At 72.3% G+C, this 26148-nt stretch carries 20 protein-coding genes and 1 pseudogene; 9 read left to right on the forward strand and 12 right to left on the reverse strand.

The features are described from left to right. Positions 1 to 48 precede the first annotated feature (48 nt). The gene (locus ACIRJP_RS16095) at positions 49 to 3531 is read left to right on the forward strand and encodes a M28 family peptidase (protein WP_404174049.1); all 3483 of its coding nucleotides are present in this window, start codon (positions 49 to 51) and stop codon (positions 3529 to 3531) included. A 61-nt stretch (positions 3532 to 3592) separates the two neighbouring features. Here the strand turns inward: ACIRJP_RS16095 and ACIRJP_RS16100 are convergent, their stop codons facing one another. Then, a complete protein-coding gene (locus tag ACIRJP_RS16100; RefSeq protein WP_404173569.1) occupies positions 3593 to 5038 on the reverse strand; it encodes a helix-turn-helix domain-containing protein in 1446 nt (481 codons plus the stop codon). A 614-nt stretch (positions 5039 to 5652) separates the two neighbouring features. On the opposite strand from ACIRJP_RS16100, the gene ACIRJP_RS16105 reads away from it, so the two are divergent. From ACIRJP_RS16105 to ACIRJP_RS16120, 4 genes are all read left to right on the forward strand, one after another. After that, positions 5653 to 6609 carry a DUF3048 domain-containing protein gene (locus tag ACIRJP_RS16105; RefSeq protein ID WP_404173572.1) on the forward strand — a complete coding sequence of 319 codons (957 nt, stop codon included), beginning with the start codon at positions 5653 to 5655 and terminating at the stop codon, positions 6607 to 6609. 204 nt (positions 6610 to 6813) lie between these two features. Continuing rightward, positions 6814 to 7476 carry a DedA family protein gene (locus ACIRJP_RS16110; RefSeq protein ID WP_404173575.1) on the forward strand — a complete coding sequence of 221 codons (663 nt, stop codon included), beginning with the start codon at positions 6814 to 6816 and terminating at the stop codon, positions 7474 to 7476. 146 nt (positions 7477 to 7622) lie between these two features. Continuing rightward, positions 7623 to 8786 (forward strand): sensor histidine kinase, encoded by a 1164-nt coding sequence (locus ACIRJP_RS16115; RefSeq protein ID WP_404174052.1) that lies wholly within the window; start codon positions 7623 to 7625, stop codon positions 8784 to 8786. Beyond that, positions 8786 to 9421, forward strand: a complete 636-nt coding sequence (locus ACIRJP_RS16120) for a response regulator (RefSeq protein WP_383723775.1) — start codon at positions 8786 to 8788, stop codon at positions 9419 to 9421. Before ACIRJP_RS16115 ends, ACIRJP_RS16120 begins: the two co-directional genes overlap by 1 nt. Positions 9422 to 9438: 17 nt before the next feature. On the opposite strand, the gene ACIRJP_RS16125 is transcribed toward ACIRJP_RS16120, so the two are convergent. After that, positions 9439 to 9567, reverse strand: a complete 129-nt coding sequence (locus ACIRJP_RS16125) for a hypothetical protein (protein ID WP_404173578.1) — start codon at positions 9565 to 9567, stop codon at positions 9439 to 9441. 222 nt (positions 9568 to 9789) lie between these two features. On the opposite strand from ACIRJP_RS16125, the gene ACIRJP_RS16130 reads away from it, so the two are divergent. Beyond that, entirely contained in the window at positions 9790 to 11118 is a 1329-nt protein-coding gene (locus ACIRJP_RS16130) for a geranylgeranyl reductase family protein (RefSeq protein WP_404173581.1), read from the forward strand. A 57-nt stretch (positions 11119 to 11175) separates the two neighbouring features. Here ACIRJP_RS16130 and ACIRJP_RS16135 read toward each other — a convergent pair whose 3' ends face one another. After that, positions 11176 to 11979, reverse strand: a complete 804-nt coding sequence (locus ACIRJP_RS16135; protein WP_404173584.1) for a LysR family substrate-binding domain-containing protein — start codon at positions 11977 to 11979, stop codon at positions 11176 to 11178. A gap of 58 nt (positions 11980 to 12037) precedes the next feature. On the opposite strand from ACIRJP_RS16135, the gene ACIRJP_RS16140 reads away from it, so the two are divergent. Further along, the gene (locus ACIRJP_RS16140; protein ID WP_404173587.1) at positions 12038 to 12442 is read left to right on the forward strand and encodes a DUF5997 family protein; all 405 of its coding nucleotides are present in this window, start codon (positions 12038 to 12040) and stop codon (positions 12440 to 12442) included. 82 nt (positions 12443 to 12524) lie between these two features. On the opposite strand, the gene ACIRJP_RS16145 is transcribed toward ACIRJP_RS16140, so the two are convergent. Beyond that, a complete protein-coding gene (locus ACIRJP_RS16145) occupies positions 12525 to 13028 on the reverse strand; it encodes a nucleoside deaminase (RefSeq protein ID WP_404173590.1) in 504 nt (167 codons plus the stop codon). 143 nt (positions 13029 to 13171) lie between these two features. On the opposite strand from ACIRJP_RS16145, the gene ACIRJP_RS16150 reads away from it, so the two are divergent. Beyond that, positions 13172 to 14392, forward strand: coding sequence for an MFS transporter (locus ACIRJP_RS16150; RefSeq protein ID WP_404173593.1), 1221 nt, complete (start codon positions 13172 to 13174; stop codon positions 14390 to 14392). Positions 14393 to 14565: 173 nt separating this feature from the next. Here the strand turns inward: ACIRJP_RS16150 and ACIRJP_RS16155 are convergent, their stop codons facing one another. Further along, the gene (locus tag ACIRJP_RS16155) at positions 14566 to 14811 is read right to left on the reverse strand and encodes a hypothetical protein (protein ID WP_404173596.1); all 246 of its coding nucleotides are present in this window, start codon (positions 14809 to 14811) and stop codon (positions 14566 to 14568) included. Positions 14812 to 14895: 84 nt separating this feature from the next. Beyond that, positions 14896 to 16074 (reverse strand): PucR family transcriptional regulator, encoded by a 1179-nt coding sequence (locus tag ACIRJP_RS16160; protein ID WP_404173599.1) that lies wholly within the window; start codon positions 16072 to 16074, stop codon positions 14896 to 14898. Positions 16075 to 16267: 193 nt separating this feature from the next. Here ACIRJP_RS16160 and ACIRJP_RS16165 point away from each other — a divergent pair, with 193 nt between their 5' ends. Next, positions 16268 to 18007: an aldehyde dehydrogenase family protein gene (locus ACIRJP_RS16165; protein WP_404173602.1), complete on the forward strand. Its 1740-nt coding sequence runs from the start codon at positions 16268 to 16270 to the stop codon at positions 18005 to 18007. Positions 18008 to 18084: 77 nt separating this feature from the next. Here the strand turns inward: ACIRJP_RS16165 and ACIRJP_RS16170 are convergent. The 6 genes and pseudogenes from ACIRJP_RS16170 to ACIRJP_RS16195 all read right to left on the reverse strand — a co-directional run. Then, a pseudogene (locus tag ACIRJP_RS16170) lies at positions 18085 to 18234 on the reverse strand (DUF6131 family protein); the annotation flags it as partial. 81 nt (positions 18235 to 18315) lie between these two features. Continuing rightward, entirely contained in the window at positions 18316 to 19680 is a 1365-nt protein-coding gene (locus tag ACIRJP_RS16175; protein WP_404173605.1) for a nitrate/nitrite transporter, read from the reverse strand. Continuing rightward, positions 19677 to 20099, reverse strand: a complete 423-nt coding sequence (locus ACIRJP_RS16180; RefSeq protein ID WP_404173608.1) for a nitrite reductase (NAD(P)H) small subunit — start codon at positions 20097 to 20099, stop codon at positions 19677 to 19679. Before ACIRJP_RS16180 ends, ACIRJP_RS16175 begins: the two co-directional genes overlap by 4 nt. Further along, positions 20096 to 22678 (reverse strand): nitrite reductase large subunit NirB, encoded by a 2583-nt coding sequence (gene nirB, locus ACIRJP_RS16185; RefSeq protein WP_404173611.1) that lies wholly within the window; start codon positions 22676 to 22678, stop codon positions 20096 to 20098. Before nirB ends, ACIRJP_RS16180 begins: the two co-directional genes overlap by 4 nt. A gap of 31 nt (positions 22679 to 22709) precedes the next feature. Further along, positions 22710 to 23945: an NAD(P)/FAD-dependent oxidoreductase gene (locus ACIRJP_RS16190; protein WP_404173614.1), complete on the reverse strand. Its 1236-nt coding sequence runs from the start codon at positions 23943 to 23945 to the stop codon at positions 22710 to 22712. Next, positions 23942 to 26020, reverse strand: coding sequence for a molybdopterin oxidoreductase family protein (locus ACIRJP_RS16195; RefSeq protein WP_404173617.1), 2079 nt, complete (start codon positions 26018 to 26020; stop codon positions 23942 to 23944). Before ACIRJP_RS16195 ends, ACIRJP_RS16190 begins: the two co-directional genes overlap by 4 nt. Positions 26021 to 26148 lie beyond the last annotated feature (128 nt).

Raw genomic sequence — 26148 nt, forward strand, 5'->3', positions numbered from 1 at the left:
TGGTCGAGGCCCCCCTCAAGTCAAGGAGCCTCGATGAAACTCAGACCGATGACGGCCGGGACGATTCTGGCCGTCCTCGCCGCAACGCTGGTCGTCACCGGCGGGCAGCCGGCGTCCGCCGACCCGGCCCCGCCAGCCCCCTCCGCGCTCTCGGCCGCCGTGTCGGCGGCCGACCGGGCGGCAGCCAGTGGTCTCGACACCCTGGCCAAGGGGCCCGAGGAGCGGTACGAGCGCCAGATGGTGACCCCGTGGGTCAAGGGCATGTACTCCGTCGCCTACCAGCGCACCTACCGCGGCCTGCCCGTCGTCGGCGGCGACGCCGTCGTGGTGGCCGACTCCGAGGGCCGGGTACGCGGCACCCAGTCAGCCGTGTCCCGGCGGATCAACGTGCCGACCACGCCGACCGTTTCCGCCGAGGCTGCCGAGACCACCGCCCGCAAGAAGCTCCGCACGGTGAAGCGGGTGGAACCGCACCGGCTCGTGGTCCGTGCCACGGACAAGTCCTCCCGGCTGGCCTGGGAGACGGTGCTCACCGGACGCACCGCCAAGGCCCCAAGCCGGCTGCATGTCTTCGTCGACGCGGGCACCGGCAAGGTCATCGACAGCTACGACGACGTCAAGGCGGGCACCGGCAACAGCCAGTGGAACGGACCGTCGCCGCTTGCCATCGACACCACCGCCTCGGGCGGCAGCTACTCGCTGCGCGACCCCAACCGGCCCGGCCTGAGCTGCGCCGACTACAGCACGGGCAGTGTCTTCACCAAGTCGAGCGACTCCTGGGGCACCGGCAACGCCTCCAGCAAGGAGACCGGCTGCGTCGACGTCATGTGGGCGGCGCAGCACGAGTGGAACATGCTCAAGGACTGGCTGGGCCGCAACGGGCACAACGGCAACGGAGGCAGCTGGCCGGTCGAGGTCGGGCTGAACGACGTCAACGCCTACTGGGACGGCTCCTCGGTCTCCATCGGCCACAACAACGCCAATCAGTGGATCGGCGCGATGGACGTGGTGGGCCATGAGTTCGGCCACGGCATCGACCAGTTCACGCCCGGTGGCGCCAACAACGAGTCCGGTCTCGGTGAGGCCACCGGCGACATCATGGGCGCCCTGACCGAGGCGTACACCAATGAGCCGGCTCCGTACGACAACCCCGACTACACCGTCGGCGAGAAGATCGACCTGGTCGGCGACGGGCCGATCCGGATCATGTACAACCCGGGGCAGATCGGCGACCCGAACTGCTACAGCTCCTCGATACCCAACACCGAGGAGCACGCCGCGGCCGGTCCGCTCAACCACTGGTTCTACCTGCTGGCCGAGGGCTCGAACCCGGGCGGCGGGAAGCCGTCCAGCCCCACCTGCAACAGCTCGTCGGTCACCGGTGTCGGCATCCAGAGCGCCGGCAAGGTCTTCTACGGCGGCATGCTGCTGAAGACCAGCGGGATGACCTACAAGCGCTACCGCACGGCCACTTTGACCGCGGCGAAGAACCTCGACCAGAGCTGTGTGCTCTTCGGCCGGACCAAGGCCGCCTGGGACGCCATCAGCGTGCCCGCGCAGAGCGGCGACCCGACCTGTACGCCCAGCGGCAACAACGACTTCACGATGTCCCTGGACCCGGGGGCGGGCTCGGTGAAGCCGGGCAGTTCGGTGACGGCCACGGTGCGGACCACGGTCAGCTCCGGCAGCGCGCAGACGGTCGCTCTGACCGCGAGCGGTCTGCCGAGCGGTGTCACCGCGACCTTCAGCCCCTCGTCGGTGCAGGCCGGCGCGAACTCGACGATGACCGTGTCGGCATCCTCCAACGCCGCGCCAGGCACGTACACCTTCACGGTGAAGGGTGACGGCACCCAGAGCCACACCGCCCAGTACAACCTGACCGTCGACAACGGAGGCGGCAATCCGGGCGGCAGCGCACCGGACATCAGCGTCGCCAACGTGCAGGCGCACCTCACCCAGCTGAACACCATCGCCACCCAGAACGGCGGCAACCGCCGGGCCGGCAGCGCCGGTTACACGGCCTCCCTCGCCTATGTGAAGAGCAAGCTGCAGGCGGCCGGCTACACCGTCAGCGAGCAGACCTGCACCAGCTGCACCTACCGCGGCAACAACCTGATCGCCGACTGGCCGGGCGGGCCGTCCGACCAGACGATCATGTTCGGTGCGCACCTGGACGGCGTCTCGGCCGGCCCCGGCATCAACGACAACGGTTCGGGCTCCGCCACCCTGCTGGAGAACGCCCTCACGCTGGCCCAGCGCAACCCGGCCATGACGAAGCACGTCCGCTTCGCCTGGTGGAACGGCGAGGAGCAGGGTTTGCAGGGCTCCGAGTACTACGTCGGCCAGCTCAGCTCCGCCGAGCGCGGCGCCATCAAGGCGTACTACAACTTCGACATGGTGGCCTCGACCAACGGCGGCTACTTCATCAACAACGTCAACTCGGCCGCCTCGGCGCCGATGAAGGAGTACTGGGACTCGCTGAACCTCGCACCGGAGGAGAACGTCGAGGGCCAGGGCCGGTCCGACGACTACTCCTTCCAGCAGGGCGGCATCCCCACGTCGGGCTACGCGACCGGCGCCAGCGACACCAAGACGTCTACGCAGGCCGCCAAGTGGGGCGGCACGGCGGGCCGTTCCTACGACTCCTGCTACCACTCGTCCTGCGACACCACGGCCAACATCAACGCGACGGCGCTCGACCGCAGCGCCGACGGGGTCGCCTACACCATCTGGAAGACATCCGTCGGCACCACCGCGCCCGCCGACGACTTCTCCGTCTCGGTGAAGCCGGTCTCCGGCAATGTCCAGCCGGGCGGCTCGGTCACCGCCGCCGTGTCCACCGCGACGACCGCCGGCTCCGCCCAGACCGTGAAACTGACGGCCTCCGGCGCGCCGAGCGGCGTCACCGTCTCGTTCGCCCCGGCGTCCGTGCAGTCGGGCTCCTCATCGACGATGACCGTCTCGGCCGGGGCCCAGGCCGCGGCGGGCACGTACACCCTCACGGTGACCGGCACCGGCACGGCCACCCACACCACCACGTACTCGCTCGTCGTCGGTGGCGGCTCCGCCTGCCAGGCCCGGCAGGTCGTCGCCAACGGCGGCTTCGAGGACGGCGTCACCCCGTGGACCCAGACGGACGGTGTGATCAACAACCGGACGTCGGAGGAGCCGGCCCACTCGGGCTCGTACACGGCCTGGCTCGGTGGCTGGGGATCCACCCACTCGGACACGGTCTCGCAGTCGCTGACAGTCCCGGCGGGCTGCTCGACGTACAAGCTGTCCTTCTATCTGAGCACCGACACGGACGAGTCGGCGGGTGACCCGACCGCGTACGACACGTTCACCGTGAAGCTGGGGACCAAGACGCTCGCGACGTACTCCAACGTGGACGCCACGGGCTCCTACGCCCAGAAGACCTTCGACGTCGGCGAGTTCGCCGGCCAGACGGTCACGCTCGGATTCACCAGCAAGGAGGACGCCTATCTGCAGACCAGCTTCGTCGTCGACGACGTGACGCTGAACGCCGGCTGACCCTATTGCCGGAGCGGCATCGGGGGCGGGGCGTGCGCACACACGCCCCGCCCCCGGCGTGTCAGCGGACGACGGCCGCCAGCCTGCGGGTGAAGTCGTCGGTCTCCGGGCGGTTGTCGTGCCGGGCCGCCAACCGGCTGTGCAGACCGCGCAGTTCCTGTCCGAGCAGTGTCGAGGCGGTGACCTCGGTGGTGTCCAGGACCGGTCCGGCGATGGCGATCGCCGCCTGCGGGTCCTGGGCACAGGCATGCGCGTCCGCCATCCGGACCAGGAACAGCATCCGCGCCGAGTGCATCCCCGGCGGGAGCAGACCGAGCGCGGTGCGGGCCGCGCCCACCGCGCGCAGGGCCAGCCGGCGGTCCCCGGTCGCCGCCGCCAGGTCCCGAAGCGCCCCGGCGGCGCCGGACTCCACCCGCAGGCGCACCGAGGCGACGGACAGCCAGGGCGCCTCCGTCTCGTCCTGCTCGCCGACCCGGTCCAGCTGCGACCAGGCACGGTCGATGTGACCAAGGGTCTGGCGGGCGTCGCCCCGTACCGCGTGGCCGCGCGCCAGGTACAGATCGCTCATGGCGCCCGCCCAGTACCGGCCGGCGGCGACCTGCCGGATCGCGCCTCCGTAGGCGAGGGCGGAGGGGCCGTCGCCCTCCAGCCGGGCCAGTGTGCTCATGTCGCTGAGCGCGGCCACCTCCGTCCCGACGTGACCGGCCCGCTGGGCCCAGACCAGCGAGCGGTCGAGCCAGGCCATCGCGGTCGCGTTGCGGCCCCACTGCAGCCGCAGACAGCCGGCGGACTGCGCGTACTCCGCTGCCAGCGGGGCGAGTTGACGTTGGTAGGGCGCGGAAGGCAGGGCCATCCAGCGGAGCATCGCGTGCAGTGTGCGCTCGACGACGACGGCCGCTCCGGACCAGGCGCGCTCCTCGTCGGCCCGCAGGCAGACGGCGAGCAGCGCCGTCAGGGCGTGCACCGTGTCGATGTCCAGCGCCGGGCGCGACGCGGCGGCCGGGCCGAGGGAGCAGAAGGCCGAGTGCAGGGCGACGACGTCGGCGAGCACCGGGACGGTGCAGCCGTCCCGGCCGTGCACCGGGCACATCAGCCCGTAGCTGGGCAGCCTGGCGGGCAGGGCGGTGTCCGGTGGCAGCATCGCGAGCAGGGCGCCTCCCGCGGGCTCCCCCGGCAGCGGCCCCTGCCGTGCGGGGGCCGGTGCGGGGCGCGCCGCCGCGCCCTCCTCGCCCGTACCGCCCGCTCCCTCGGCCTCGGCCGCCTCGCAGGCGGCGAGCAGGGCACCGCCCGCCGTCATCAGTTCGTCCAGCCTGCGGGCCAGCGGCAGCGGTGTCCTGCGGGTGCCGTGCTCCAGTTTGCTGATGGCGGTGTGGTCGTATCCGACGCGGGCCCCCACCTGGGCCTGGGTGAGCCCGGCGCGCCTGCGCCACTGGCGCAGCCGGGTGCCGAAGGCCCGCCATGCCTCCGCGCTCCGGGCATCCGGTGCGGGGCCCATGCCCTCGGTCACCCGGAACTCCGCGGAGCCCCGCCGGATGCGCCACCCGTGCCATGCTCATGGCTCATAGCGGGGAAGGATAGCGAGCGCGTGGGTGCGCTGTCCCCGGTGCGGCGGGAAGACGGCGCCGCCGCGCAACTCCCTTGCCCGGAAGGCCGGTCAGGAGGGTCCTTCCGGCCACCCGGGCTCGGCCCGCCGGGCGGTTCCGGGCAGCCCCGGCCCGAACCGTCCCCGTGGGTGCCGGGACAGGGCGCGTCCACCAGTGCTGGGAACTGTTCGGACCCCGTGACCGGAAGATTCACGCGGGGGCCGCATGAACGACTCACGCGCCGGGCATATGACGGGAGACCGACTGGGGGTGGTGGCAATGGGCCGCATCAGGATCGTCCGACGACCGCAGCTGCCGTCCCGTCCGCCGCCCCTCGATCTGAGGACCCCCTCGGGCCGCCCGTTGCCGTACTGAGCACGGGGCCCGACGCCTCGCCGTGAGCCGGCCGAGGGCGCCGTCCGCCCTGCCCCGTGGGAACCCCTGAGGCGCCCTTCTGCGTGATGATGGGCAGAGAGCCGTCGCGGTGCGCGGTCGCGGCCGGAGGCGTCGCGTCGGCCGACTCGGAAGGGCGGCCGCCATGCACTTGTTCAGGACGCGGAGGCCGGGCGCGGCATCAGCGCTAGCGCTGGCACTGCTCACCGCCGCCCTGGCGGGCTGCCAGGGCGGGGGAACGAATTCGTCATCGGGCAGCCCCCAGCCGCCCACGCCCGCCGGATCACGCGCCCACGTACTCGCCGTGAAGATCGACAACGTCGGCCCCGCCCGCCCGCAGACCGGGCTCGACAAGGCGGACATCGTCTATGTGGAGCAGGTCGAGGCCGGTCTCAGCCGCATACTCGCCGCCTACTCCTCCCGGCTGCCGCCCGTGGTCGGCCCGGTGCGCAGCGCCCGGGAGACGGATCTGGAGCTGCTCCGCCAGTTCGACCGGCCCACGCTCGCCTTCTCCGGGGCCCAGACCAAGCTCCTCCCGGTCATCGCGGCGGCCCCGCTGGATCCGCTGCCTCCCGAGAAGGCCCCGGACGCGTACTTCCGCGGCAGCGACCGCGCTGCGCCGCACAACCTCTATCTGCGCCCCGGCCGGACCCCACACGCCACCACCGGCGTGAACGCGGCCGAGGACATCGGGCTGCGCTTCGCCGCGGCCCCACCGGGTGGCAGTCCGGTCGCCGATCGCACGGTGCGCTACCCGGCGGCGCGCTTCACGTTCACCTGGTCGGCCGAACAGCGCCAGTGGCTCGTTTCGATGGACGGCGCCCCTGCCCGTACGTCGGAAGGCTCCGGGCTCGGCGCCGCCGATGTGGTGGTGCAGTACGTGACCGTGCGCCCCTCGCTGTATCAGGACCGGTGGGGCAGCACGTCCCCGTACACCGAGACCGTGGGCTCCGGCTCCGCCGTGGTGCTGCGTGACGGCAAGGAGTACGACGTCCGTTGGTCGCGTCCGGCGGCCGGTTCCACGACCGCCTTCACCACCCGGGACGGCGAGCGCATGACGTTCGCACGGGGCCAGGTCTGGATCGTCTTCGCACAGAAATGACGGCCGCCCGGAGCGTCGGCACTTCCGGTCGGCCAACCCGTCGGCGCGGCGCCGGGGTTACGGAAAACCGCAGGGTGGCGGGTGCGGAGTACAGCATCCAGCCGGGTGGATTTCCTCGTACCGGCGCCGGTCGCCGGTTCCTAGCGTTGCCGGTGGGGCGCGGCGGACTTCGCGCGCCTCATCACAACGGCCAGGAGTCAGTTCATGGATCTCGTCATTCTCGGTCTCGCCAAGGAACCCGCGGGGGGTGTCGCCGGCTGGGCGGCCGGTCTCGTCGACACCATGGGAGGCCCGGGGGCCGGACTTGCCATCGCCCTGGAGAATCTCTTTCCGCCGCTGCCCAGCGAGGTCATTCTCCCGCTGACCGGGTTCGCGGCGGGGCAGGGTGTCATCACTCCGGCCTCCGCACTCTTTTGGACCACACTGGGTTCGGTGGTGGGTGCGGTCGCTCTGTACTGGATCGGGATGCTCTTCGGCCGCGACCGCGTGCACGCGGTCTGGGCGAGGCTTCCGCTGGTGCGGGGTTCCGATCTGGAGCGTACGGAGCAGTGGTTCGCCAGGCACGGCACCAAGGCCGTCCTGCTGGGCCGCTTGGTGCCGGTCTTCCGTAGTCTCATCTCCGTGCCGGCCGGTGTGGAGCGGATGCCGCTGCCGCTCTTCGTGACTCTGACCGCCGTGGGCAGCCTGGTGTGGAACTCGGTGCTCGTGATGGCCGGTTACTGGCTCGGCGACCGCTGGGATCTGGTGGAGACCTACGTCGGGGTCCTGTCCAAGGCCGTTCTCGTCCTGGTCCTGGTGGCCGTCGCCGGGTACGTGACCGTACGCCTGCGGTCCGGTGGCCGGGCACAGCACCGCCGGGTCTCATGAGCCCGGCGCCGCGGTCCCGTACGCCGTCGGTGGCTCCGGCCCGACCGGAAGGATCTTGCCGTGTTCCCTCCGTACGGCTAGCCTCGGCAACCGTGCAGGGGGACTTCGCGGACGGTACGACCGGCCGGCTGCCGGAGCTGTCCGGTCTGCGGCACGACGGGGTGGGCGCGCCGGTGGCTCACGCGTACCCCTGGCCCCGCAGGGCCTCGGGTGCTCTGCTCGGCTGCTGCACCGCCCTGTTCGGGCTGCTGTACTTCGCCGTGCCGGGCGGGTTGTCGCTGCCGTTCGTGCTGTGGCCCCGTACCCGACCGCGTGCGCTGGCCCTGCTGAGTGCCGGGGCGCGTGGGCTCACCGGGCTGGAACGGATCCGCCGCAGTGTCTTCTTCGGCGACGTGTTCCCCGCACACCACGCCTCCGACCGGGATGTTCTTCGCTATCTGGCCGCCCGCACCGGCGCGGGGACGCTGTTCGCCGGGGTGCTTGCACTGCTGGGCTACGGGGCCGTGCTGGCCGGGTTGCTGGCCGCGGGGGTGGTCCGCGACCCCGCCGACTGGCAGGGGCTGGCGGCCCAGGCGCTCCTCGGCGGGGTGCTGCTCTTCCTGGATCTGCAGGGGATCTTCTCGCTGAACGCGCTCGACTCCCGGTTGGCGCGCGATCATTTCGGGCCCTCGGAGCGGGAGTTGCTGGAGCGGCGCATCTCCGAACTGGCCGCCAGCCGGGCCGGGGTGCTCCGGGCGGTCGACGCGGAACGCAGGCGGATCGAGCGCGATCTGCACGACGGTGTGCAGCAGCGGCTCGTCGCACTGGCCATGCTGCTGGGCCGGGCCCGCCGCAACCGACGCCCCGAACAGGCGGAGTTGCTGCTCCAGCAGGCCCACCAGGCCTCCCAGGAGGTCCTCACGGAACTGCGCGAAGTGGCCTGGCGGGTCTACCCTTCGGCCCTCGACGACCTGGGGCTCGAAGAGGCTCTCGGCGGGGTGGCCCAACGCTGCGGCATTCCTCTGCACATGGAGTTCTCGCTGCCGCTGCCGTTGCCCCCGCCGGTGGAGACCGCCGCCTACTTCGTGGTCTGCGAGGCGGTGACCAACGCGGCCAAGCACGCGCGGGCGACCCGCATCCGGGTGAGCGTACGGGGCGATGGGGACCGGGTCTCGGTGTCGGTCCAGGACAACGGCAGCGGCGGCGCGGATCCGCTGGGCGGCGGGCTGTCCGGGCTGCGCAGCCGGGTGGACGCGCTGGACGGCCGGCTGCACATCGACAGCCCCTGCGGGGGCCCCACCACGATCACCGCGGAGTTGCCGTGCGCGTAATGCTCGCCGAGGACTCGACCCTGCTGCGGGAGGGCCTGGCCCTGCTGCTGGCGGAGGAGGGGCACGAGGTCCTCGCCTCGGTGGGGGACGGTGACTCCCTCGTCCGGGCGGTCGAGGCGGACCCGCCGGACCTCGTCGTCGTCGACATCCGGATGCCGCCGACCCACACCGACGAGGGGCTGCGGGCCGCGCTGGAGATCCGTGAGCGGTGGCCCCTGGTCGGTGTGCTGGTGCTCTCCCAGCACGTGGAGCGCAACTACGCGGTGCGGCTGCTGTCCCAGAACGCCGAGCGGGTCGGCTATCTGCTCAAGGACCGGGTCGCGCAGGTCGACGAGTTCCTGGAGTCGCTGGAACGGATCCACGCGGGCGGGGCGTCCATCGACGCGGAGGTCGTACGGCAGTTGGTGGTGCGGACCACACACGTCGACCCGTTGGCCGGGCTGACGCCCCGGGAGCGCACCGTTCTGCAGGAGCTGGCACAGGGCCGCAGCAACGCGGCCATCGCGCAGCAGCTGCACATTTCGCTGAGTTCGGTCGAGAAGAACCTCAACTCGGTCTTCGAGAAGCTCGGTCTGCCGCGCGCCACCGGCTACAGCAGACGGGTGCTGGCGGTCCTGCGCTATCTGGAGTCGTAGCGGGGCCCTCCGGCCGCTCAGTTGCGCCGCGCGGCGGCGTACCGGCTCAGGAAGAGGGCCTCGACATGGGCCATGTGCTGGATCTCGGTGGGGTCGACGCTCCCGTTGGGGGCGTGGATGAGGCACTGCGGTTCCTCCACGCCCATCAGGACGATCTCGACGCGCGGATAGGTGTTGGTGAAGACGTTGCACAGCGGGATGGAGCCGCCCTGGCCGATTTGTCATGGTTTCAGACACTTCGCATCTTGAGGTTCTCAGCGGAATGTGCTGGATTTCCGGACCGGGTCACACACCGGCCGTCCTTGATCGATGATGAAGCGGACGGCTGCCGTCCCCGGTACGGCACCGGCTTCAGGAAGGGGTTCCCGATGCGGGAAACGACGCCAGACCGGTCCGGGTCGGACGCCCGGTCCGACCACGGCTCGGACGAGGAAGCCCAGGTGATCGTGGTGGGAGCGGGGCCCGCGGGATCCGCTGCCGCCTTCCACCTCGCCAGAGCGGGCGTCGATGTCCTGCTGCTGGAGAAGTCCCGTTTCCCCCGGGAGAAGGTGTGCGGGGACGGTCTGACGCCGCGTGCGGTGCATCAGCTCATCAGGATGGGCGTCGACATCAAGGCTCCGGGGTGGACCCGTTCGCGCGGGATGCGCTGGGTGGCCGGGGAGCATCAGGTCCACATCGACTGGCCCGCGCTCGGCCGCTATCCGGACTTCGGTCTCTCACGCAGCCGGCACGACTTCGACGACATCCTCGCCCGGCACGCCGTCGCCGCCGGAGCACGGCTGCGCAGCGGTGTGAAGGTCACCGAGCCGCTGACCGACCGGGCGGGGCGCATCACCGGTGTCACCGCCGTCACCGAGGAGAAGGAGCCCCTGGCCTTCCACGCGCAGGTCGTGATCGCCGCCGACGGCGCCTCCGCCCGCCTCGCCCTCGCCATGGGGCTCCAGCGGGACAGGAACCGGCAGATCGCGACGGCCGCCCGCCGCTACTACCGCAGCCCCGAGCGCTCCGCGGAGGAGTACCTGGAGCTGTGGGCCGACCTCCGGTTCCCCGGGAGCGATCACTACCTGCCCGGGTACGGCTGGATCTTCCCGATGGGCGACGGCCGCGTCAACGTCGGCCTCGGCGCGCTGCCGCACCGCCGGCACGGAAAGGCGGACCTGCGCGCCACACTGGACGAGTGGCTGGCCCGTACCCCCGAGGCATGGGGGCTGCACGAGGAGAACGCGGAGGGCCCCGTCCGCAGCGCCGCCCTTCCGCTGGGCTTCAACCGCCATCCCCTCTACACCCGCGGGCTCCTGCTCGTCGGCGACTCCGGAGGCATGATCAGCCCCTGGAACGGCGAGGGGATCGGCCAGGCCATGGAAGCCGGTGAGGTCGCCGCCGAGACCGCCACACTGGCCCTCGCGATGCCCCGGGGACCCAGGCGCGAGCAGGTGCTGCACGGCTACCCGGTCGAGATGAACCGCCGCTGGGGGCGCTACTACCGCCTGGGCAACACGGCCGCCGATCTGATCTTCAGCCGCTCCGGATTCCAGCCGGTCCTCAACCGTTACGTCATGGGGTCGCCGTTCCTGCTCAACACCCTGGCGCGGCTGCTCACCAACCTCACCGACAAGCCCTCGCACGACCTGGTCGACCATCTGCTCAACGGCGTCGTGCGCCTCGTACCGGAACCGAAGGTGCGGCGCAGGCGCTGAGAGCCGGACCGTGCGGCGCACCGGGAGGCCCCGGTGCGCCGCACGTGCGTCCACGCCTCAGGGGCGGCGACGGGGTTTGCCGCGTTTGGCGGCCTTGGGGGCGGCGGAGCCGCTCCGCGTGGTCTTGCCGCCCGATTTCCCGACCGTCCTGGCACCCGACTTGCCTGCCGCGGGCTTCCGCCCGGCGCCGCCCTTGTCGGTGCGCTTGTCCTTCGCCTTCGCCTTCGCCTTCGCCTGGGCCTGCGGCTTGGGGCGGCCCCGTGTGCTGTTGACGGTCCGACCTCGGACGATCCCGATGAACTCCTCCACCAGATCGGTGGTCTCGTCCTCCAGCCACGACAGCGCGACGCGCGATTCGGGTGCGTCGGTCACCGGCCGGTACGTGAGGTCCTTGCGGTGGTGGAGGCGGGCGAGCGACTGCGGTACGACGAGCAGCCCCACACCCGCGGCCACCAGCTCGACGGCGTCCGCCGTGGTGGCGGGACGCTCGTTGGCGGGCCGCCCGGGGCGGTCCTCCCAGTCGAGGGTGTCGTCGAGGGGGTGCAGCACGATGTCGTCGGCCAGCTCCGCGGCCGAGACCTCGTCGACGGTCGCCATGACATGGTCCTTCGGGACCACGACCACGGTCGTCTCGGTATAGAGGGGGATGGCGCTGAGAGCCGTCCGGTCGATCGGCAGCCGTACGAGGCCGACGTCGGCCTCACGCCCCCGCAGCGCGTCGGACGCCTCGGCGGCCGACACCCCCACGAGGGTCAGCGGGACGTCGGGCAGCCGCTCGTTCCAGATCCGCACCCACTTTCCGGGTGTCACCCCCGGGACATACGCGAGCCGGAACGAAGGGGTTTCTTCCGAGCTTGTCACTCCGCCAGGTTACCGGCCCTGGTCAGAGGTAGCGCACATGCTCGATACCCTTGTCCGTATGACGTCGCACAAGACCGCCCAGACGATGAAGCCCGCGACCGCGGCAAAGAAGCTGGGTGTGTACCTAGAGGCCACCCCCACCGCGTTCCAGGAGGGTGTCGTCTCGCGCACCGAGCTGAACGCACTGCAGGCCGATCCGCCCGAGTGGCTGCAGGAGCTGCGACGCAACGGCCCGCACCCCCGGCCGGTGGTCGCCGCGAAGCTGGGTGTCTCGATCTCGGGTCTCGCCCGTGGCGGAATCACCGAAGCTCTCACGACGGAGCAGATCGAAGCGCTGAAGCAGCAAGCCCCCGACTGGCTCCAGCAGGAACGCGCCACCCAGGCGGAGGTCCGCAAGGAGGCGGTGCGGATCAAGGAGAAGAACGCGGCCCGCGCGGACCGGTCCGACGACCAGCGTTCCTGAGGGCCGGTAGCCCTGAGCGGCCCCGCCCCGGGCGAAGCCGCCTGCCCCGGGAAGGGGCAGGCGGGAGAACCCGGGAAGACCCTCAGCCGTCGGTGGCCACGCCCAGCATCCGGGCGGCAGGGCGACGGAGCTCGTCGGCGAGCGACGGATCGGGGCCCGCCACCGGGATGCCCGGCGCGACGGCGTTGATGGGAAGGGCCGCGACCGGCCCCGCGTCAAAGCCCCAACTCCGGCGCCACTCCACGAGTTGGTCGCAGCCCGACGCGTACACGATGCGGCCGAGGCCGACCCAGGTGTGGGCCGCGCTGCACATCGGGCAGTGCTCGCCGGACGTGTAGACGACGCTGGCGCTCCGCTCCTGCGGCGACAGGTTCTCGGCCGCCCAGCGCGCGATCTCGAACTCCGGGTGGCGGGTCGCGTCGCCGCCCCGGACCCGGTTGCGGTCCTCGAACCGAACTGTGCCGTGCTCGTCCACGAGGAGCGAGCCGAACGGCTCGTCACCGGCCGTGAGGGCCTCACGCGCGAGATCGACGCAACGACGGAGGAACTCGCGGTCCTCCGCTGTGACAGACCGCGGATCGTTCACTGTGCTCAGGGCACCAGGCTAACAGTCGAGCGGTATTCGGTATACCATTTACGTCACGTGGGCGGCCCTGTTGGCGCCCTCCTTCGCACGCCGGCCCGGCCGCGGCAGCCGGTCCGTCGACGGCGCCACGGAGGCACGAGCCAGTGAGGAACGCTCCGGCGGAAAGCGCCACCCGGGAAACGGTCTGGAACGCACCGGGCATGCCCGCGCTGCTGCTCATGACGGCGACGGGATTCTCGGGGTTCGCGGTGCTGCTGCCCACCGCGCCGCTCTGGGCCGTGCACGGCGGGGCCGATGCCGCCGGCGCCGGTTCGGTCAACGCGGTCCTGATGCTCTGCACCGTGCTCGCCCAGACCCTGGTCCCGACGGCGATACGCCGCGTCGGCTGGCGCACCACCCTGGTCTGCGGGATGGTCCTGCTCGGCGTTCCCGCGCTCCTGAACCTGCTGACCGCGCAGCTCGGCGTGGTGCTCGCGCTCGCCGCGGTGCGCGGACTCGGGTTCGGGGTGCTCACGGTCTGCGGCGCCGGTGCCGTCGCCGAACTCGTCGAGCCCACGCGGCGCGGGCAGGCGATCGGCGCGTACGGTCTGGCGATCGCGGGGCCCCAGTTCGTCCTGGTGTCGACCGCGCCGTGGGCCGCGCAGAACCTGGGGTTCGGGGTCGTGTTCGCCATCGGCGCGCTGCCCCTGCTCGGCGCGGTGCCCGCGCTCCGGCTGGCCCGCCGGCTGGACGGGCGCCCGGCCGGGGCCGAGAGCGCGCCCGCCCGGGACGCCGTGCCGGACAGGCGCGCCGTGTACCTTCCGCTGCTGCGGCCGATGCTGCTCCTGCTCGGCGTCACCACGGCCGGCGGCGCCCTGATCACCTTCGCCCCGCAGATGAGCGGCGACTCCACCGCGACGATGGCCGGGCTGCTGCTCCTGACGGGGACGGCGGCCGTCTCACGCTGGCGGTTCGGCGCACTGGCCGACCGGTACGGGACAGAGCCGTTCCGCTGGCCGCTCGTGATCGCCACGGCGACCGGACTGGCCCTGACGGCCTGGGCGGTGGCCACTCCGGAGGCGACCGCCCTGGTGCCGCTGCTCGCCGGGATGGCCCTGGTCGGGGTCAGCTACGGCGGGCTCCAGAACCTGACTCTGGTCGACGCCTTCGCCGCCGTGGACAGCCGGTCCAGCGGCGTCGCGAGCGCCGTGTGGAACATCGGATTCGACGGCGGCACGGGAGTGGGAGCTCTCCTCGTCGGCTACCTGGCGACGGGGGCCTCGTTCTCCCTGGCGTTCCTGGCCACGGCAGCGCTCTGCCTCGCCACGCTGCCGCTCGCCTTCGCGGGCCGGCGCGACACCGCCCCCCGCCTGTCGGCCGGCTGACCCGAATACATTTGGTACACCATGGGACGGCGAACTCCAGGGCTGATTCAGGCCGATCCAGGTCTGATCGATGTCGGTGACGACCGGCACGGCCGCGGTGGACCCGTTCCGCCGCGGCCGTTGCCGTACGCCGATGCCGCGAAGTCATTCCCGGACGCCGATGCCGCGGCCGTTCACGTACGCCGGTGCCGCAGGGCCGTCCGGCCCGCCCCGGCCCGTCCCGGTACGTTCACGCCGCTGTACCTGAGCGGTTGGGGCACCCTGGCCGCGAGTGTCAGCAACACCGCGACCAGCATGATTCCGCCGAGGAACGCGGTGGCTCCTACCCCCACCGCCTGGGCCGCCGCGGCGAGGGGGACGAGCAGTACGGCCACTGCCGGCCGACTGGGCAGAACCGTACGGAATCCGCTGGTGAGCATCTTCGGTACGGGCTCCGGGCGGCCCGTCGGGGCGGTTCGCCGGGCGCGGTCCGCGCCTGTAGCCGGGCCGTGCATCGCGGAGAGCTACCGGGTGTCGCCGGTCAGGCGCCGCGCCCGCAGGGCGACATAGAGCTCGGCGGCGTCGACCGGGCGGGTCGGAGCGCGGCCCGTCAGCTCCGTGATGCGGGCGATCCGGTACAGCACCGTGTTGCGGTGGCAGTGGAGCCGGCGTGCCGCCTCGGCGGTCGAGCCGTCCGCGGCGAACCACGCGTCCAGGGTGTCGAGCAGGGCCACATCGCCGCCGTCGCCGGAGAGCAGCGGCCCGAGCACGTTCTCGCCGAGCTCGGCCGCGGACTCGGCGTGGGCCGCGACGAGGGCGTCGATCGGGGCGCTGCCGTAGCAGTGGACGCCGGTCCCCGCCGGGGCCACGCACTCCAGGGCGATCCGTGCCTGGCGCACCGCTTCCGGCGCCGCGGCGAGCGTGGTGAACGGGCGGCTCACGCCCACCCGGGCGGTGGCCGCCTGCCGTACGGTCCTGAGCACCGCGGCGGTCCCGGCCTCGCCGGCCGGGGCGACCAGGCCCAGCCGCTCGCCGAGTTCGGTGGTCCACACGGACGTCACATCGACGTCGGCCAGCCGGGCGGCGACTTTGGGGAGCGGGTCCTCGCCGTTGCGCCCGAGCTCGCCGGCCACGACGTGGAACGAGGCCCGTTCCGGCAGGCCCAGGGCTCGTTGGACGCCCGCGGCGCTGCCGAACCGGACGTCGTCGGACCCCTCGAAGACACGGAGCAGTGTGACCCGTCGCGCCACCTGCTCCTGCCGTTCCCGGTCGTCGGCGACCTCGCGGTATGCCTCGGTCGCGGCCGTGGAGCAGCGGTCCAGGACGGCCCAGAAGTGTGTGGAGCGGCGCAGCAGCGCGTCGGCCTGCTCACCGGTCGTGGCGCGGGCGATCGCCCGCTCCCAGATCTCCATGCCGCCGAGCCGGAAGGCGTGCAGCAGCGCCGGGAGCGGGACGCCGTACTCGGCCTTGATCCGCCCGGCCCGCCGGGCCGTCTCCTCGCAGACATCGGGACCGCCGGTCTCCTTGTGCAGGAGGGCCTCGATGTTGTCGTGGACGAGGTCGCGGAGGAGGGCGGGCGGGAGCGGACTCCCGGTGTAGCAGGACTCGTCCGCGGCGATCTTCTGGACGGTCACGTCGGTGAGTTCACCGATGGAAGCGAGGATCCCGGCGAAGACGGGGCCGCAGCCCGTGGTGTCACGCATGCCGCCACCGTACCCGACCCGCCCACGGTTGAATTGTGCGGCGACACAGTGCAGTTCGGTGGATCTTGCGGTGCCCGCCCATAGCGGGGCGTTCGGATCTCCGTCATCTTGGTGTGGTCCGGAGAACCTTGTGCCACGGACCAACTCCGCAGCACGGCTCCTGTCCGTGCGGTCGCGACCGAGGGAGAGCACCATGACTGCCGCAGCACCCGAAGGCAGCACGGGGACGACGGCCGGGGACGCACCCGGCCTCGACACGATGCTGGCCGAACTCGCGGAGGGTGAACGGCGTTGGGGGGCGACATCCCTGGCCGAGCGGGGTGCCCTGCTGAGCCGGGTCCATGCGGCGGTCTGCGCCGAGGCCGAGAACTGGGTCCGGGTGGCGAGCCGGATCAAGCTGCTGCCGGACGACTCGCCGCTCGTCGGTGAGGAGTGGCTCTCCGGTCCGTACGCGCTGCTGAACTCCCTGGACGCGCTCACCCGCACGCTCCGGACCATCGCGTCGGGTCACGGCCCGCTCGACGGTGCGAAGTTCGGGCGGGCACCGGGCGGCCGGGTGAGCGTGCCGGTCCTGCCGCTCACCGTGCGGGACCGGCTGCTCATGAACGGTTTCAGCGCGGAGGTGTGGATGCCGCCCCGGGTCCACGCGGACACCGTGCGGCGCCGGGCGGGCCTCGGCGCGCTGCATCCGGAGCGCACTTCGGGCATCGGTCTCGTCCTCGGCGCCGGCAACATCACCTCCATCGCACCGCTCGACGTGCTGTACGAACTGGTCGCGCACAACCGGGTCGTCGTGCTGAAGCTCAATCCGGTGCTGGGCGAGCTCGAACCGGTCTTCCGGCGCGCGCTCGCACCGCTCGTCGACCACGGCGTCCTGCGCATCGTCACCGGCGGGGGCGACGTCGGCGGCTACCTCGCACACCATCCGGACGTCGCGCACGTCCACATCACCGGCGCTCTCGCCACCCATGACGTCGTCGCCTTCGGACCGGGCGAGGAGGGCCGGGCCCACAAGGCCGCCGGCACCCCGCTGCTCGACAAGCCCATGACGAGCGAACTCGGCGGTGTCTCCCCGGTGATCGTGGTCCCGGGCACGTGGAGCGCTGCCGATCTCCGCTACCAGGCCGAACACGTCGCGACCCAGCGGCTGCACAACAGCGGCCACAACTGCATCGCCTCGCAAGTGGTCGTGGTCAGCGGCGACTGGCCTCAGCGCGAGGCCTTCCTCGGGCATCTCCGGGACGCCCTGCGGACTGCCCCGGACCGGCCCGCCTGGTATCCGGGCAGCACGGACCGGATGGCCGACGCGGCGCGCAGCCATCCGGGGGCCGAGTGGCAGGGGGCGGAGGGATCGCGTCTGCTGGTCGAGATCGGCGGCGACCGGAGCCCGGCGGACGTGGAGACGACCGAGTACTTCGCGCCCGTACTCGGTGTCCTCACGCTGCCCGGACTGGGTTCCGAATTCCTGGACCGGGCCGTCGAGCGGGCCAACCGGGACCTGTTCGGCACGCTCGGGGCGAACATCGTGATCGATCCGGCCACCATGAAGCGCCTGGGCCGGTCGTTCGACCGTGCGGTGGCGGAACTGCGGTACGGGACGGTCGCCGTCAACGCCTGGACGGCGCTCGGCTTCCTCACAGCGACGGCGCCGTGGGGCGCCTTCCCCGGCCACACCGTCACGGAGGCCGGGAGCGGGATCGGCGTCGTGCACAACGCCCTGCTGATCGACGCACCGGAACGCACCGTCGTCCGGGGGCCGTTCCGGCCCTTCCCGAGGTCGGTCGCGGGCGGCGAGCTCGCGCTGTTCCCGAAGCCGCCGTGGTTCGTCACCGCGCGCAGCGCGGCTCTGACGGGCCGTCGTCTCACCCTGCTGGCTCAGCGGCCGTCCTGGGCACGGATGGCGGCCGTGTTCGCCGCGGCGTTCCGGGCCTGAGCACGCGCCCGGTCCGTAGGGAGCCGACAGCGCCGGGGCTGTGACCAGTGCCCCGGACGGTCGGCGCGGCAGCGATACCAGTAGTGGCGCCGGCCGCCCACCGCGTGTCCGACGGCGCCCAGAATCCACAGGACGACGCCGATCACGACGAGCACGATCCCGATGGTCCGCAGGATCGAGATTCCGGCCAGCAGGCCGATGAGCAGCAGAATGACACCGAGGACGATCGTGGCGTCCTCCAATCGCGCGGCGCACCCCGTATGCGCCAAGGGCCCCTCGGTCGCGTCGCCGAGGCGGCGCGGCCGGGGTCACACGCCGGGCAGCCGGCCCTCGGACCGGCGCAGACAGCAGGCCCAGGTCACCACCAGGCACAGACCGTAGTACCCGAGGAACGCCACATATGCCGCCTGCCCGTTCCCCGTCTCCAGGAAGGACTGCCGGAAGGCCAGGTTGACCAGCACCCCGCCGAAGGCACCGATGGCCCCCGCCACTCCGATCAGGGCCGTGGTCCGACGTCGTGAGCGTCGCTCGGCCTCGGCCTGCGGGACGCCCTGCGCGATCTCCGCCCCCGCCGTGGCCCGGAAGATCGCCGGGATCATCTTGTACGTCGAGCCGTTACCCGCCCCGCTGAGGACGAAGAGCGCGACGAACCCTCCGAGGAACAGTGCCAGGGAGTGCTGCCGTGACGCCTCCAGCACCGTGCCCGCGCCCAGTGCCATGGCGGCGAAGGTCCAGAAGGTGACCCGGGCGCCGCCGTAGCGGTCCGCCAGGAGACCGCCCAGCGGGCGGGAGAGCGAGCCGAGCAGCGGCCCGAGGAAGGTGAGGGCCGCCGCCTTCGCCGGGGTGTCGAACTGCTGGTGGAATTGGACCTGGAGGACCTGTCCGAAGGCGAAGCCGAAGCCGATGAACGAGCCGAAGGTACCGATGTAGAGCAGCGACATCACCCGGCCGTGCGTGTTTCCCAGCGCCTCGCGCATGGCGCCGCGCTCACCGCGTGCGGTGGCGAGGTTGTCCATCCTCAGCGCCGCGCCGAGCGCCGCCAGCACGATCAGCGGCAGGTAGACGAGGATCAGCAGCCGCGGGTGACCGGCGCCCGCGGTGGCCAGCACCAGGAGGCCGAGCAGCTGTACGGCCGGCACGCCGAGATTGCCGCCGCCGGCGTTCACCCCCAGCGCCCAGCCCTTGAGCCGCTGCGGGTAGAAGGCGTTGATGTTGGCCATCGAGGAGGCGAAGTTGCCGCCGCCGACCCCGGCCACGGCGGCCACCGCGAGCAGCGTGCCGTACGAGACCCCGGGTTTGAGCACGATCCCGGCCAGGACGGTCGGCACGAGCAGCAACAGCGCGCTGAACACTGTCCAGTTGCGGCCGCCGAACCGTGCCACGGCGACGGTGTACGGAATCCGCAGCACCGAGCCGAGTGCGGTGGGCAGGGCGGTGAGGGTGAACTTCCCGGCCGCGTCGATGTGGTAATCCGGGCCGAGAAAGAGCACCAGCACCGACCACAGGCTCCAGACCGAGAAGCCGATGTGTTCGCTCAGGACCGAGTAGGCCAGGTTGCGCCGGGCGATCCGGGCGCCTGCCAGGGTCCAGAATTCGTTGTCCTCGGGATCCCAGTCCTCGATCCGCCGGGAGCCGGTGCGGCCGGTGGTGACGGCTGCGGTGGTGGTGCTCATCGGCTCACCTCCGCAAGGGTGGGCGCGACCACGCGCACGGGCCAGACGCGCAGGTCGGCGGGGGTGCCGTCGGGGGTGTGCGCCTCGTCCAGAGAGCGTCCGGTGCGCAGCTCGAAGGCGTGCTTGAGCATCGGCGAGATCACCACCGGCACCCCGAGCCGGCTGCCGAGCAGCCCCCGGGAAATGACGTGGGCGCCGCTGAACGGGTCGCGGTTGGCCAGTGCGTGCACCGTGCCGCCGCGCTCGCGGAAGAGTGCGACCTGGTCGCCCCGCGGGCCCACCAGCACCGCGATCCCGCGTCCCGGGTCCAGGTCCCGGTACCGGCATACCGGGGTCCAGGTCCGCCCCTCGTCGATCTCCACCACGGGTTCGGTGTTCGCGTCGGGGATGGTGCTCGCGTCGGGCGTGGTCGCGTTCATCGTGTGCGTACCTCCAGGGCCGGGCCGGCGATCAGGGCCGGAGTGAGGGGCAACCCGTCCTCGTCGGGGCGGGCCGGCCGGATCCCGTCGCGTTCGTGGACGAAGCGCACGGTGGGGTCGGGTGTTCCCGGGGCGTTGGCGAAGGAGACGAAGCGGCGTACCCGCTCTGGGTCGGCGAGGGTCGCCGCCCACTCGTCCTCGTACGTCTCGACGTGCCGTGCCATCAGTTCGTCGAGGTCCGCGCAGATGCCGAGCGAGTCGTCCAGGACGACGGCGCGCAGGTGGTCGAGGCCGCCCTCCAGGCGTTCCAGCCAGGGGGCGGTGCGCTCCAGGCGGTCGGCGGTGCGGATGTAGAACATCAGGAACCGGTCGATGGTGCGGATCAGGGTGTCGTGGTCCAGGCCGGCTGCCAGCAGATCGGCGTGGCGCGGGGTCGTTCCGCCGTTGCCGCCGACGTAGAGGTTCCACCCCTGCGACGTGGCGATCACCCCGAAGTCCTTGCTCTGCGCCTCCGCGCACTCCCGGGCGCAGCCGGACACCGCGGACTTGAGCTTGTGCGGTGCCCGCAGGCCCCGGTAGCGCAGTTCCAGTTCGATCGCCAGGGCCACCGAGTCCTGTACGCCGTAGCGGCACCAGGCTTGCCCGACACAGGACTTGACCGTGCGCAGGGCCTTTCCGTAGGCGTGGCCGGACTCGAATCCGGCGTCCACCAGGCGACGCCAGATCCCCGGCAGCTGGTCGACGGTGGCGCCGAGCAGGTCGATCCGCTGGCCGCCGGTGATCTTGGTGTAGAGGCCGTGGTCGCGGGCGATCTCGCCGATGGTGATGAGCCCTTCGGCGGTGATCTCGCCGCCGGGGATCCGGGGCACCACGGAGTAGGAGCCGTTGCGCTGGAGGTTGGCCAGGAAGTGGTCGTTGGTGTCCTGGAGGGCGGCCTGTTCGCCGTCCAGGACGTGGCCGTTGCCGAGGGCGGCCAGGATCGAGGCGACGGTCGGTTTGCAGATGTCGCAGCCCTCGCCGTTGCCGTGTTCGTCGATGAGCCGGGAGAAGCCGGTGATGCCCTTGACGCGGACGATCTCGTAGAGCTCCGCGCGGGTGTGGGTGAAGTGCTCGCACAGGCCCCGGGCCACCTCGTGCCCGCCCGCCGCCAGTTCCTCGGCCACGATGGAGCCCAGCAGTTTCACGCAACTGCCGCATCCAGTACCAGCCTTGGTGCACTTCTTGACCTCGGGGACGGTACGCATGCCCTGTTCCGACACGGCCGCCCGGACGGCCCCCTTGCTGACGTTGTGGCAGGAGCAGACCACCGCCTCGTCCGGCAGCACCAACGGGCCGCTCCCCCGGCCGTCCGGGGCGGCCGGCAGCAGCAGCTGTTCCGCCGGGGCCGGCAGCAGGGAGCGGCTTGCGGCGAGCGGGCGGAGCGTGGCGTACGAGTCGGCGTCGCCGACCAGCACTCCGCCGAGCAGCCGGCCGTCCGGGCCGACCACCAGCTTCTTGTAGATTCCGGCCCTGCTGTTGGCATAGAGCACTTCCAGAGCGCCTTCGGTGGTGCCCAGCGCGTCGCCGAAACTGGCCACGTCCACACCGAGCAGCTTGAGCTTGGTGGAGGTGTCGGCCCCGGTGAACTCGGCGTCGATGCCGGTGAGTTCACGGGCCACCGTTTCGGCCATCGCGTAGCCGGGGGCGACCAGTCCGTAGACCCGGCCGTCGGCGGCGAGCGCGCACTCACCGATCGCCCGGATGTGCGGGTCGGCAGTGCGGCAGTGCTCGTCCACCACGATGCCGCCGCGTTCGCCCACCGTCAGCCCGCAGTCGCGGGCCAGCTGGTCGCGCGGGCGCACACCGGCCGAGAAGACCACCAGGTCGACGGCGAGGTCGGTGCCGTCGGAGAGCGCCATGGTGCGGGCCCGGCCGTGCTCGTCGGTGTCGATCCGCTGCGTGCCTGCCCCGGTGTGGACATGGACGCCGAGGTCCTCGATCTTGCGCCGGAGCACCGCGCCGCCTCCGTCGTCCACCTGGAGGGCCATCAGCCGGGGTGCGAACTCCACCACGTGGGTCTCCAGGCCCATGGCCCGCAACGCCCCGGCCGCCTCCAGGCCGAGGAGCCCGCCGCCGACCACCGCGCCTACCGTGGCGTGCCCGGCGCTCGCGGTGATCGCCTCCAGGTCCTCGATGGTCCGGTAGACATGGCAGCCGGTGGCGTCGTGGCCGGGCACCGGCGGCACGAACGGATAGGAGCCGGTGGCCAGCACCAGGGCGTCGTAGCGCAGTACGTCGCCGCTTCGGGTGGTGACGGTGCGGGCTTCCCGGTCGATGGCGGTGGCCGGGTCGGCCAGGCGCAGATCGATGCCGTGCAGCTCGGTGAACCCGGGCGGGCACAGGCTCAGTTCCTCCGCCGATGTACCGGAGAACCAGCTGGTCAGATGCACGCGGTCATAGGCGGGGCGGGGTTCCTCGGCGAGCACGGTGACCCGCCAGCGGTGTGTCTGCTCGGCGGTCGTCGGCTGCTCGAACAGGGCTTCCAGGAAGCGCTGTCCGACCATGCCGTGGCCGACCAGGACCAGGGATTTCTCGATCACGGACGGTCTCCTCGGGTGGCGTTGCGGAGGGTCATCGGGTGGTGGTGAGCAGGTCGAGGGGGTCCTGGGGCAGCGGATCGTCGCGCTCGTAGGCACGGGCCAGATCGCCGGCCGCGGCCAGATCGCCGAGCAGGATGCCGCCGACGAGCCGGTCGTCGCGGAGCACGAGCTTCTTGTACGAGCCACGGGTGGGGTCGGACAGGCGAAGCACATCGGTGCCGGGGACGTCCTCGCCCACCTCACCGAAGGCCGCGTACTCCAGGGCCCCCGCGGTGAGCCGGGTCATCGGGCGCGAGCCGGTGTATCGGACGTCCTCGCCCACGCCCGCCAGCCGGGCCGCGAGCAGATCGGCCTGCTCCCAGGCGGGGCCGGCCAGTCCGTGGACGGTGCCCCGGTGCTCGGCGCAGTCGCCGATCGCGTACACCCCGGACTCGGAGGCCGCCAGCCGGTCGTCCACCACCACGCCCTTGCGCACCGTGATCCCGGCCGCGTCAGCCAGGCCGGTGCGCGGGCGGACCCCGCAGGCGAGCACCACCAGGTCCGCTTCCAGCAGGTGGCCGCCGGCCAGTTCGACCCCGGTGACGCGCGCTCCTCCGCGCAGGGCACGGGCCCGGTTGTCCGGGTAGGTCTCCACGCCGAGCGCGGCGAGGTGGCCGCGCAGAGCGTTCCCGGCCCGCTCGTCGAGGTGGCGTTCGATCAGGTACGGGGCCTGGTGGACGATCTCCACCGGAAGGCCGAGCGCGGCCAGTGCGCGGGCGGCGCTCACCCCGAGCACCCCGCCGCCGATCACCACGGCGCGTTCGGCTCCGGCGGCTTCCTCGGCGAGGCGGGCGCAGTCGGCCAGGGTACGGAAGGCGTGCACTCCTTCCTTCAGCCGGCCCTTGTGCCCGTACCTCTGCCCGTCCTTGTGCCCGTCCGGTTCGTGCAGGCCGCGCAGGGGCGGCAGTACGGGGTTGGCGCCGGTGGCCAGGACCAGTTCGTCGTAGCCGGCCGATTCGCCCCCGGACAGCCTCAGCCGGCGTTCCGCCGGATCCAGGCCGACCACTTCGCAGCCGCTGCGCACGATCGTTCCGGCACCGTGGGGCAGCGCTATCGCCTCCGGGTCGTGACGCCCGGTCAGCACATCGGCCAGCAGCACCCGGTTGTACGGGCCGCGCGGCTCGGCCCCGTACAGCACCACTTCCGCGTCGCCGCCGTGCGCCCGGTACTGCTGCGCGAACCTGGCGGCCGCCATCCCGGCGCCGGCCACCGCGATCCGGCGGCTCATCGGATCCGCTCCACCCGCACGGCGCAGACCTTGAACTCGGGCATCTTGGAGACCGGGTCCAGGACCGGGTTGGTGAGGGTGTTGGCCCGCCCCGCGCCCGCCCAGTGGAACGGCATGAAGACGGTGTCGGGCCGGATCTCCGCGGTCACCCGGGCGGGGGCGACCGCACGGCCGCGCCGGCTGGTGACCCTGAGCGGTTCCCCCTCGGACACGCCGAGCCGCGCCGCCAGCTGCGGGTGGAGCTCCACGAACGGGCCGGGCGCGGCCCGGTTCAGCTCGGGCACCCGGCGGGTCTGGGCGCCGCTCTGGTACTGGGAGAGGACCCGCCCGGTCGTGAGGTGGAGCGGGTACTCCCGGTCGGGTTCCTCGGCGGCCGGGCGGTGGGTGACGGGTGCGAAGCGGGCCCGTCCGTCCGGGGTGGCGAAGCGGTCCAGGAACAGCCGGGGCGTGCCGGGGTGCTCCGTGTCGGGGCAGGGCCAGAAGACCCCGTTCTCGGCCCGGATCCGCGGGTAGCTGATCCCGGCGTAGTCGGCCGGACCGCCGGCCGAGGCGCGGCGGAGCTCCTCGAAGGCGTCCTCGGCCTGCTCGGGGAAGCCGTCCGCCACGCCGAGCCGGGCGGCCAGTTCGCGCAGTACGTGCAGGTCGGTGCGGACGCCCGGCGGCGGGGTCAGTGCCGCGCGGCGCAGGATCACCCGGCCCTCCAGGTTGGTGGTCGTGCCGGTCTCCTCCGCCCACTGCGCCGCGGGCAGCACCACATCGGCGAGGTGCGCGGTCTCGGAGAGCACCAGGTCGCTGACCGCGAGGAAGTCCAGGGCTCGGAGCCGCTCGGTGACGTGGGCGGCGTTCGGCGCGGAGACCACCGGGTTGGAGCCCATCACCAGCAGTGCCCGCGCGCCGCCGGCCGTGCCCAGGCCGTCCAGCAGTTCATAGGCCGAGCGGCCCACGCCAGGCAGGTCGTCGGGGTCCACTCCCCAGACGTCCGCGATGTGCGCGCGGGCTGCGGGGTCCTCGATCGAGCGGTAGCCGGGCAGTTGGTCGGCCTTCTGGCCGTGCTCCCGCCCGCCCTGTCCGTTGCCCTGCCCGGTGAGGCAGCCGTAGCCGGAGCCGGGCCGGCCGGCCTTGCCGAGCGCCAGGCAGAGGTTGATCCAGGCGCCGACGGTGTCCGTCCCCTTGCTGTGCTGCTCGGGGCCGCGCGCGGTGAGCACCATGCCGGTGGCGGCGTCGGCGAAGAGCCGCAGGGCCTCGCGGAGTTGGTGCACCGGTACGCCGGTGATGGCTTCCACCCGCTCCGGCCAGTGCGCCATCGCCGCGGCGCGGGCCGCCTGGAAGCCGGTGGTGCGCTCGGCGACGAAGGCCTCGTCCACCCTGCGGTCGGCGACCGCCAGATGCAGCAGGCCGAGCGCGAGCGCCAGATCGGTGCCGGGGACGGGTTGCAGATGCAGGTCGGCCTGTTCGGCGGTACGGGTGCGCCGCGGATCCACCACGATCAGGGTGCCGCCGTTGGCGCGCAGTTCGCTGAAGTGGCGCAGGGCGGGTGGCATGGTGTCGGCCGGGTTCGCGCCGACCAGGATCACGCAGCCCGTCGTGGCGACGTCGGCCAGCGGGAAGGGCAGTCCGCGGTCCAGCCCGAAGGCGATCCGGTGCGCGGCGGCCGCCGAGGACATGCAGAACCGGCCGTTGTAGTCGATGTTCGGGGTACGGAGCACCACCCGGGCGAACTTGCCGAGCAGGTAGGCCTTCTCGTTGGTGAGTCCGCCGCCGCCGAAGACCCCGACCGCGTCCCGCCCGTGGCGCAGGCCCGCCGCCGCCAGTCCGGATGCCACCCGGTCGAGGGCCTCTCCCCAGGAGGCCTCGCGCAGCTCGCCGCCCCGCCCGTCGCGTACCAGCGGCGTGGTCAGCCGGACCCCGGCGCCGAGCACCGCGGTGGCCGACCGGCCCTTTCCGCAGAGCGCGCCGCGGTTGACGGGGAAGTCGGGGCGCTCCAGTACCTGCGCCTCGCCGCCGTCCTGCGCCGCCCGCAGGCGCATGCCGCACTGCAACGAGCAGTACGGGCAGTGGGTGTCGGTCGTCGTCATGCCCCGAGCGTCGGCGGCCGCTGTTTCGCGACCGGGTCGGCCCTGTTGCGTCCGGGGTACGGCTCCTTCACCGGCCGCCGGGCCCGGGGTGATGTGGCGGAAATCTCGCGTAACGTTCGGAGGCCTCC

Source organism: Streptomyces sp. NPDC102437 (assembly GCF_044765565.1).
In the GTDB taxonomy this organism is placed as follows: Bacteria; Actinomycetota; Actinomycetes; order Streptomycetales; family Streptomycetaceae; genus Streptomyces.

Coding starts and splice junctions, on each gene's coding strand:
- ACIRJP_RS16165 (WP_404173602.1), top strand. CDS start 16,268: ATGACTGCCGCAGCACCCGAAGGCAGCACGGGGACGACGGCCGGGGAC.
- ACIRJP_RS16160 (WP_404173599.1), bottom strand. CDS start 16,074: ATGCGTGACACCACGGGCTGCGGCCCCGTCTTCGCCGGGATCCTCGCT.
- ACIRJP_RS16095 (WP_404174049.1), top strand. CDS start 49: ATGACGGCCGGGACGATTCTGGCCGTCCTCGCCGCAACGCTGGTCGTC.
- ACIRJP_RS16155 (WP_404173596.1), bottom strand. CDS start 14,811: ATGCTCACCAGCGGATTCCGTACGGTTCTGCCCAGTCGGCCGGCAGTG.
- ACIRJP_RS16180 (WP_404173608.1), bottom strand. CDS start 20,099: ATGAACGCGACCACGCCCGACGCGAGCACCATCCCCGACGCGAACACC.
- ACIRJP_RS16125 (WP_404173578.1), bottom strand. CDS start 9,567: ATGGGCGTGGAGGAACCGCAGTGCCTCATCCACGCCCCCAACGGGAGC.
- ACIRJP_RS16110 (WP_404173575.1), top strand. CDS start 6,814: ATGGATCTCGTCATTCTCGGTCTCGCCAAGGAACCCGCGGGGGGTGTC.
- ACIRJP_RS16195 (WP_404173617.1), bottom strand. CDS start 26,020: ATGACGACGACCGACACCCACTGCCCGTACTGCTCGTTGCAGTGCGGC.
- ACIRJP_RS16140 (WP_404173587.1), top strand. CDS start 12,038: ATGACGTCGCACAAGACCGCCCAGACGATGAAGCCCGCGACCGCGGCA.
- ACIRJP_RS16120 (WP_383723775.1), top strand. CDS start 8,786: ATGCTCGCCGAGGACTCGACCCTGCTGCGGGAGGGCCTGGCCCTGCTG.
- ACIRJP_RS16175 (WP_404173605.1), bottom strand. CDS start 19,680: ATGAGCACCACCACCGCAGCCGTCACCACCGGCCGCACCGGCTCCCGG.
- ACIRJP_RS16105 (WP_404173572.1), top strand. CDS start 5,653: ATGCACTTGTTCAGGACGCGGAGGCCGGGCGCGGCATCAGCGCTAGCG.
- ACIRJP_RS16130 (WP_404173581.1), top strand. CDS start 9,790: ATGCGGGAAACGACGCCAGACCGGTCCGGGTCGGACGCCCGGTCCGAC.
- ACIRJP_RS16190 (WP_404173614.1), bottom strand. CDS start 23,945: ATGAGCCGCCGGATCGCGGTGGCCGGCGCCGGGATGGCGGCCGCCAGG.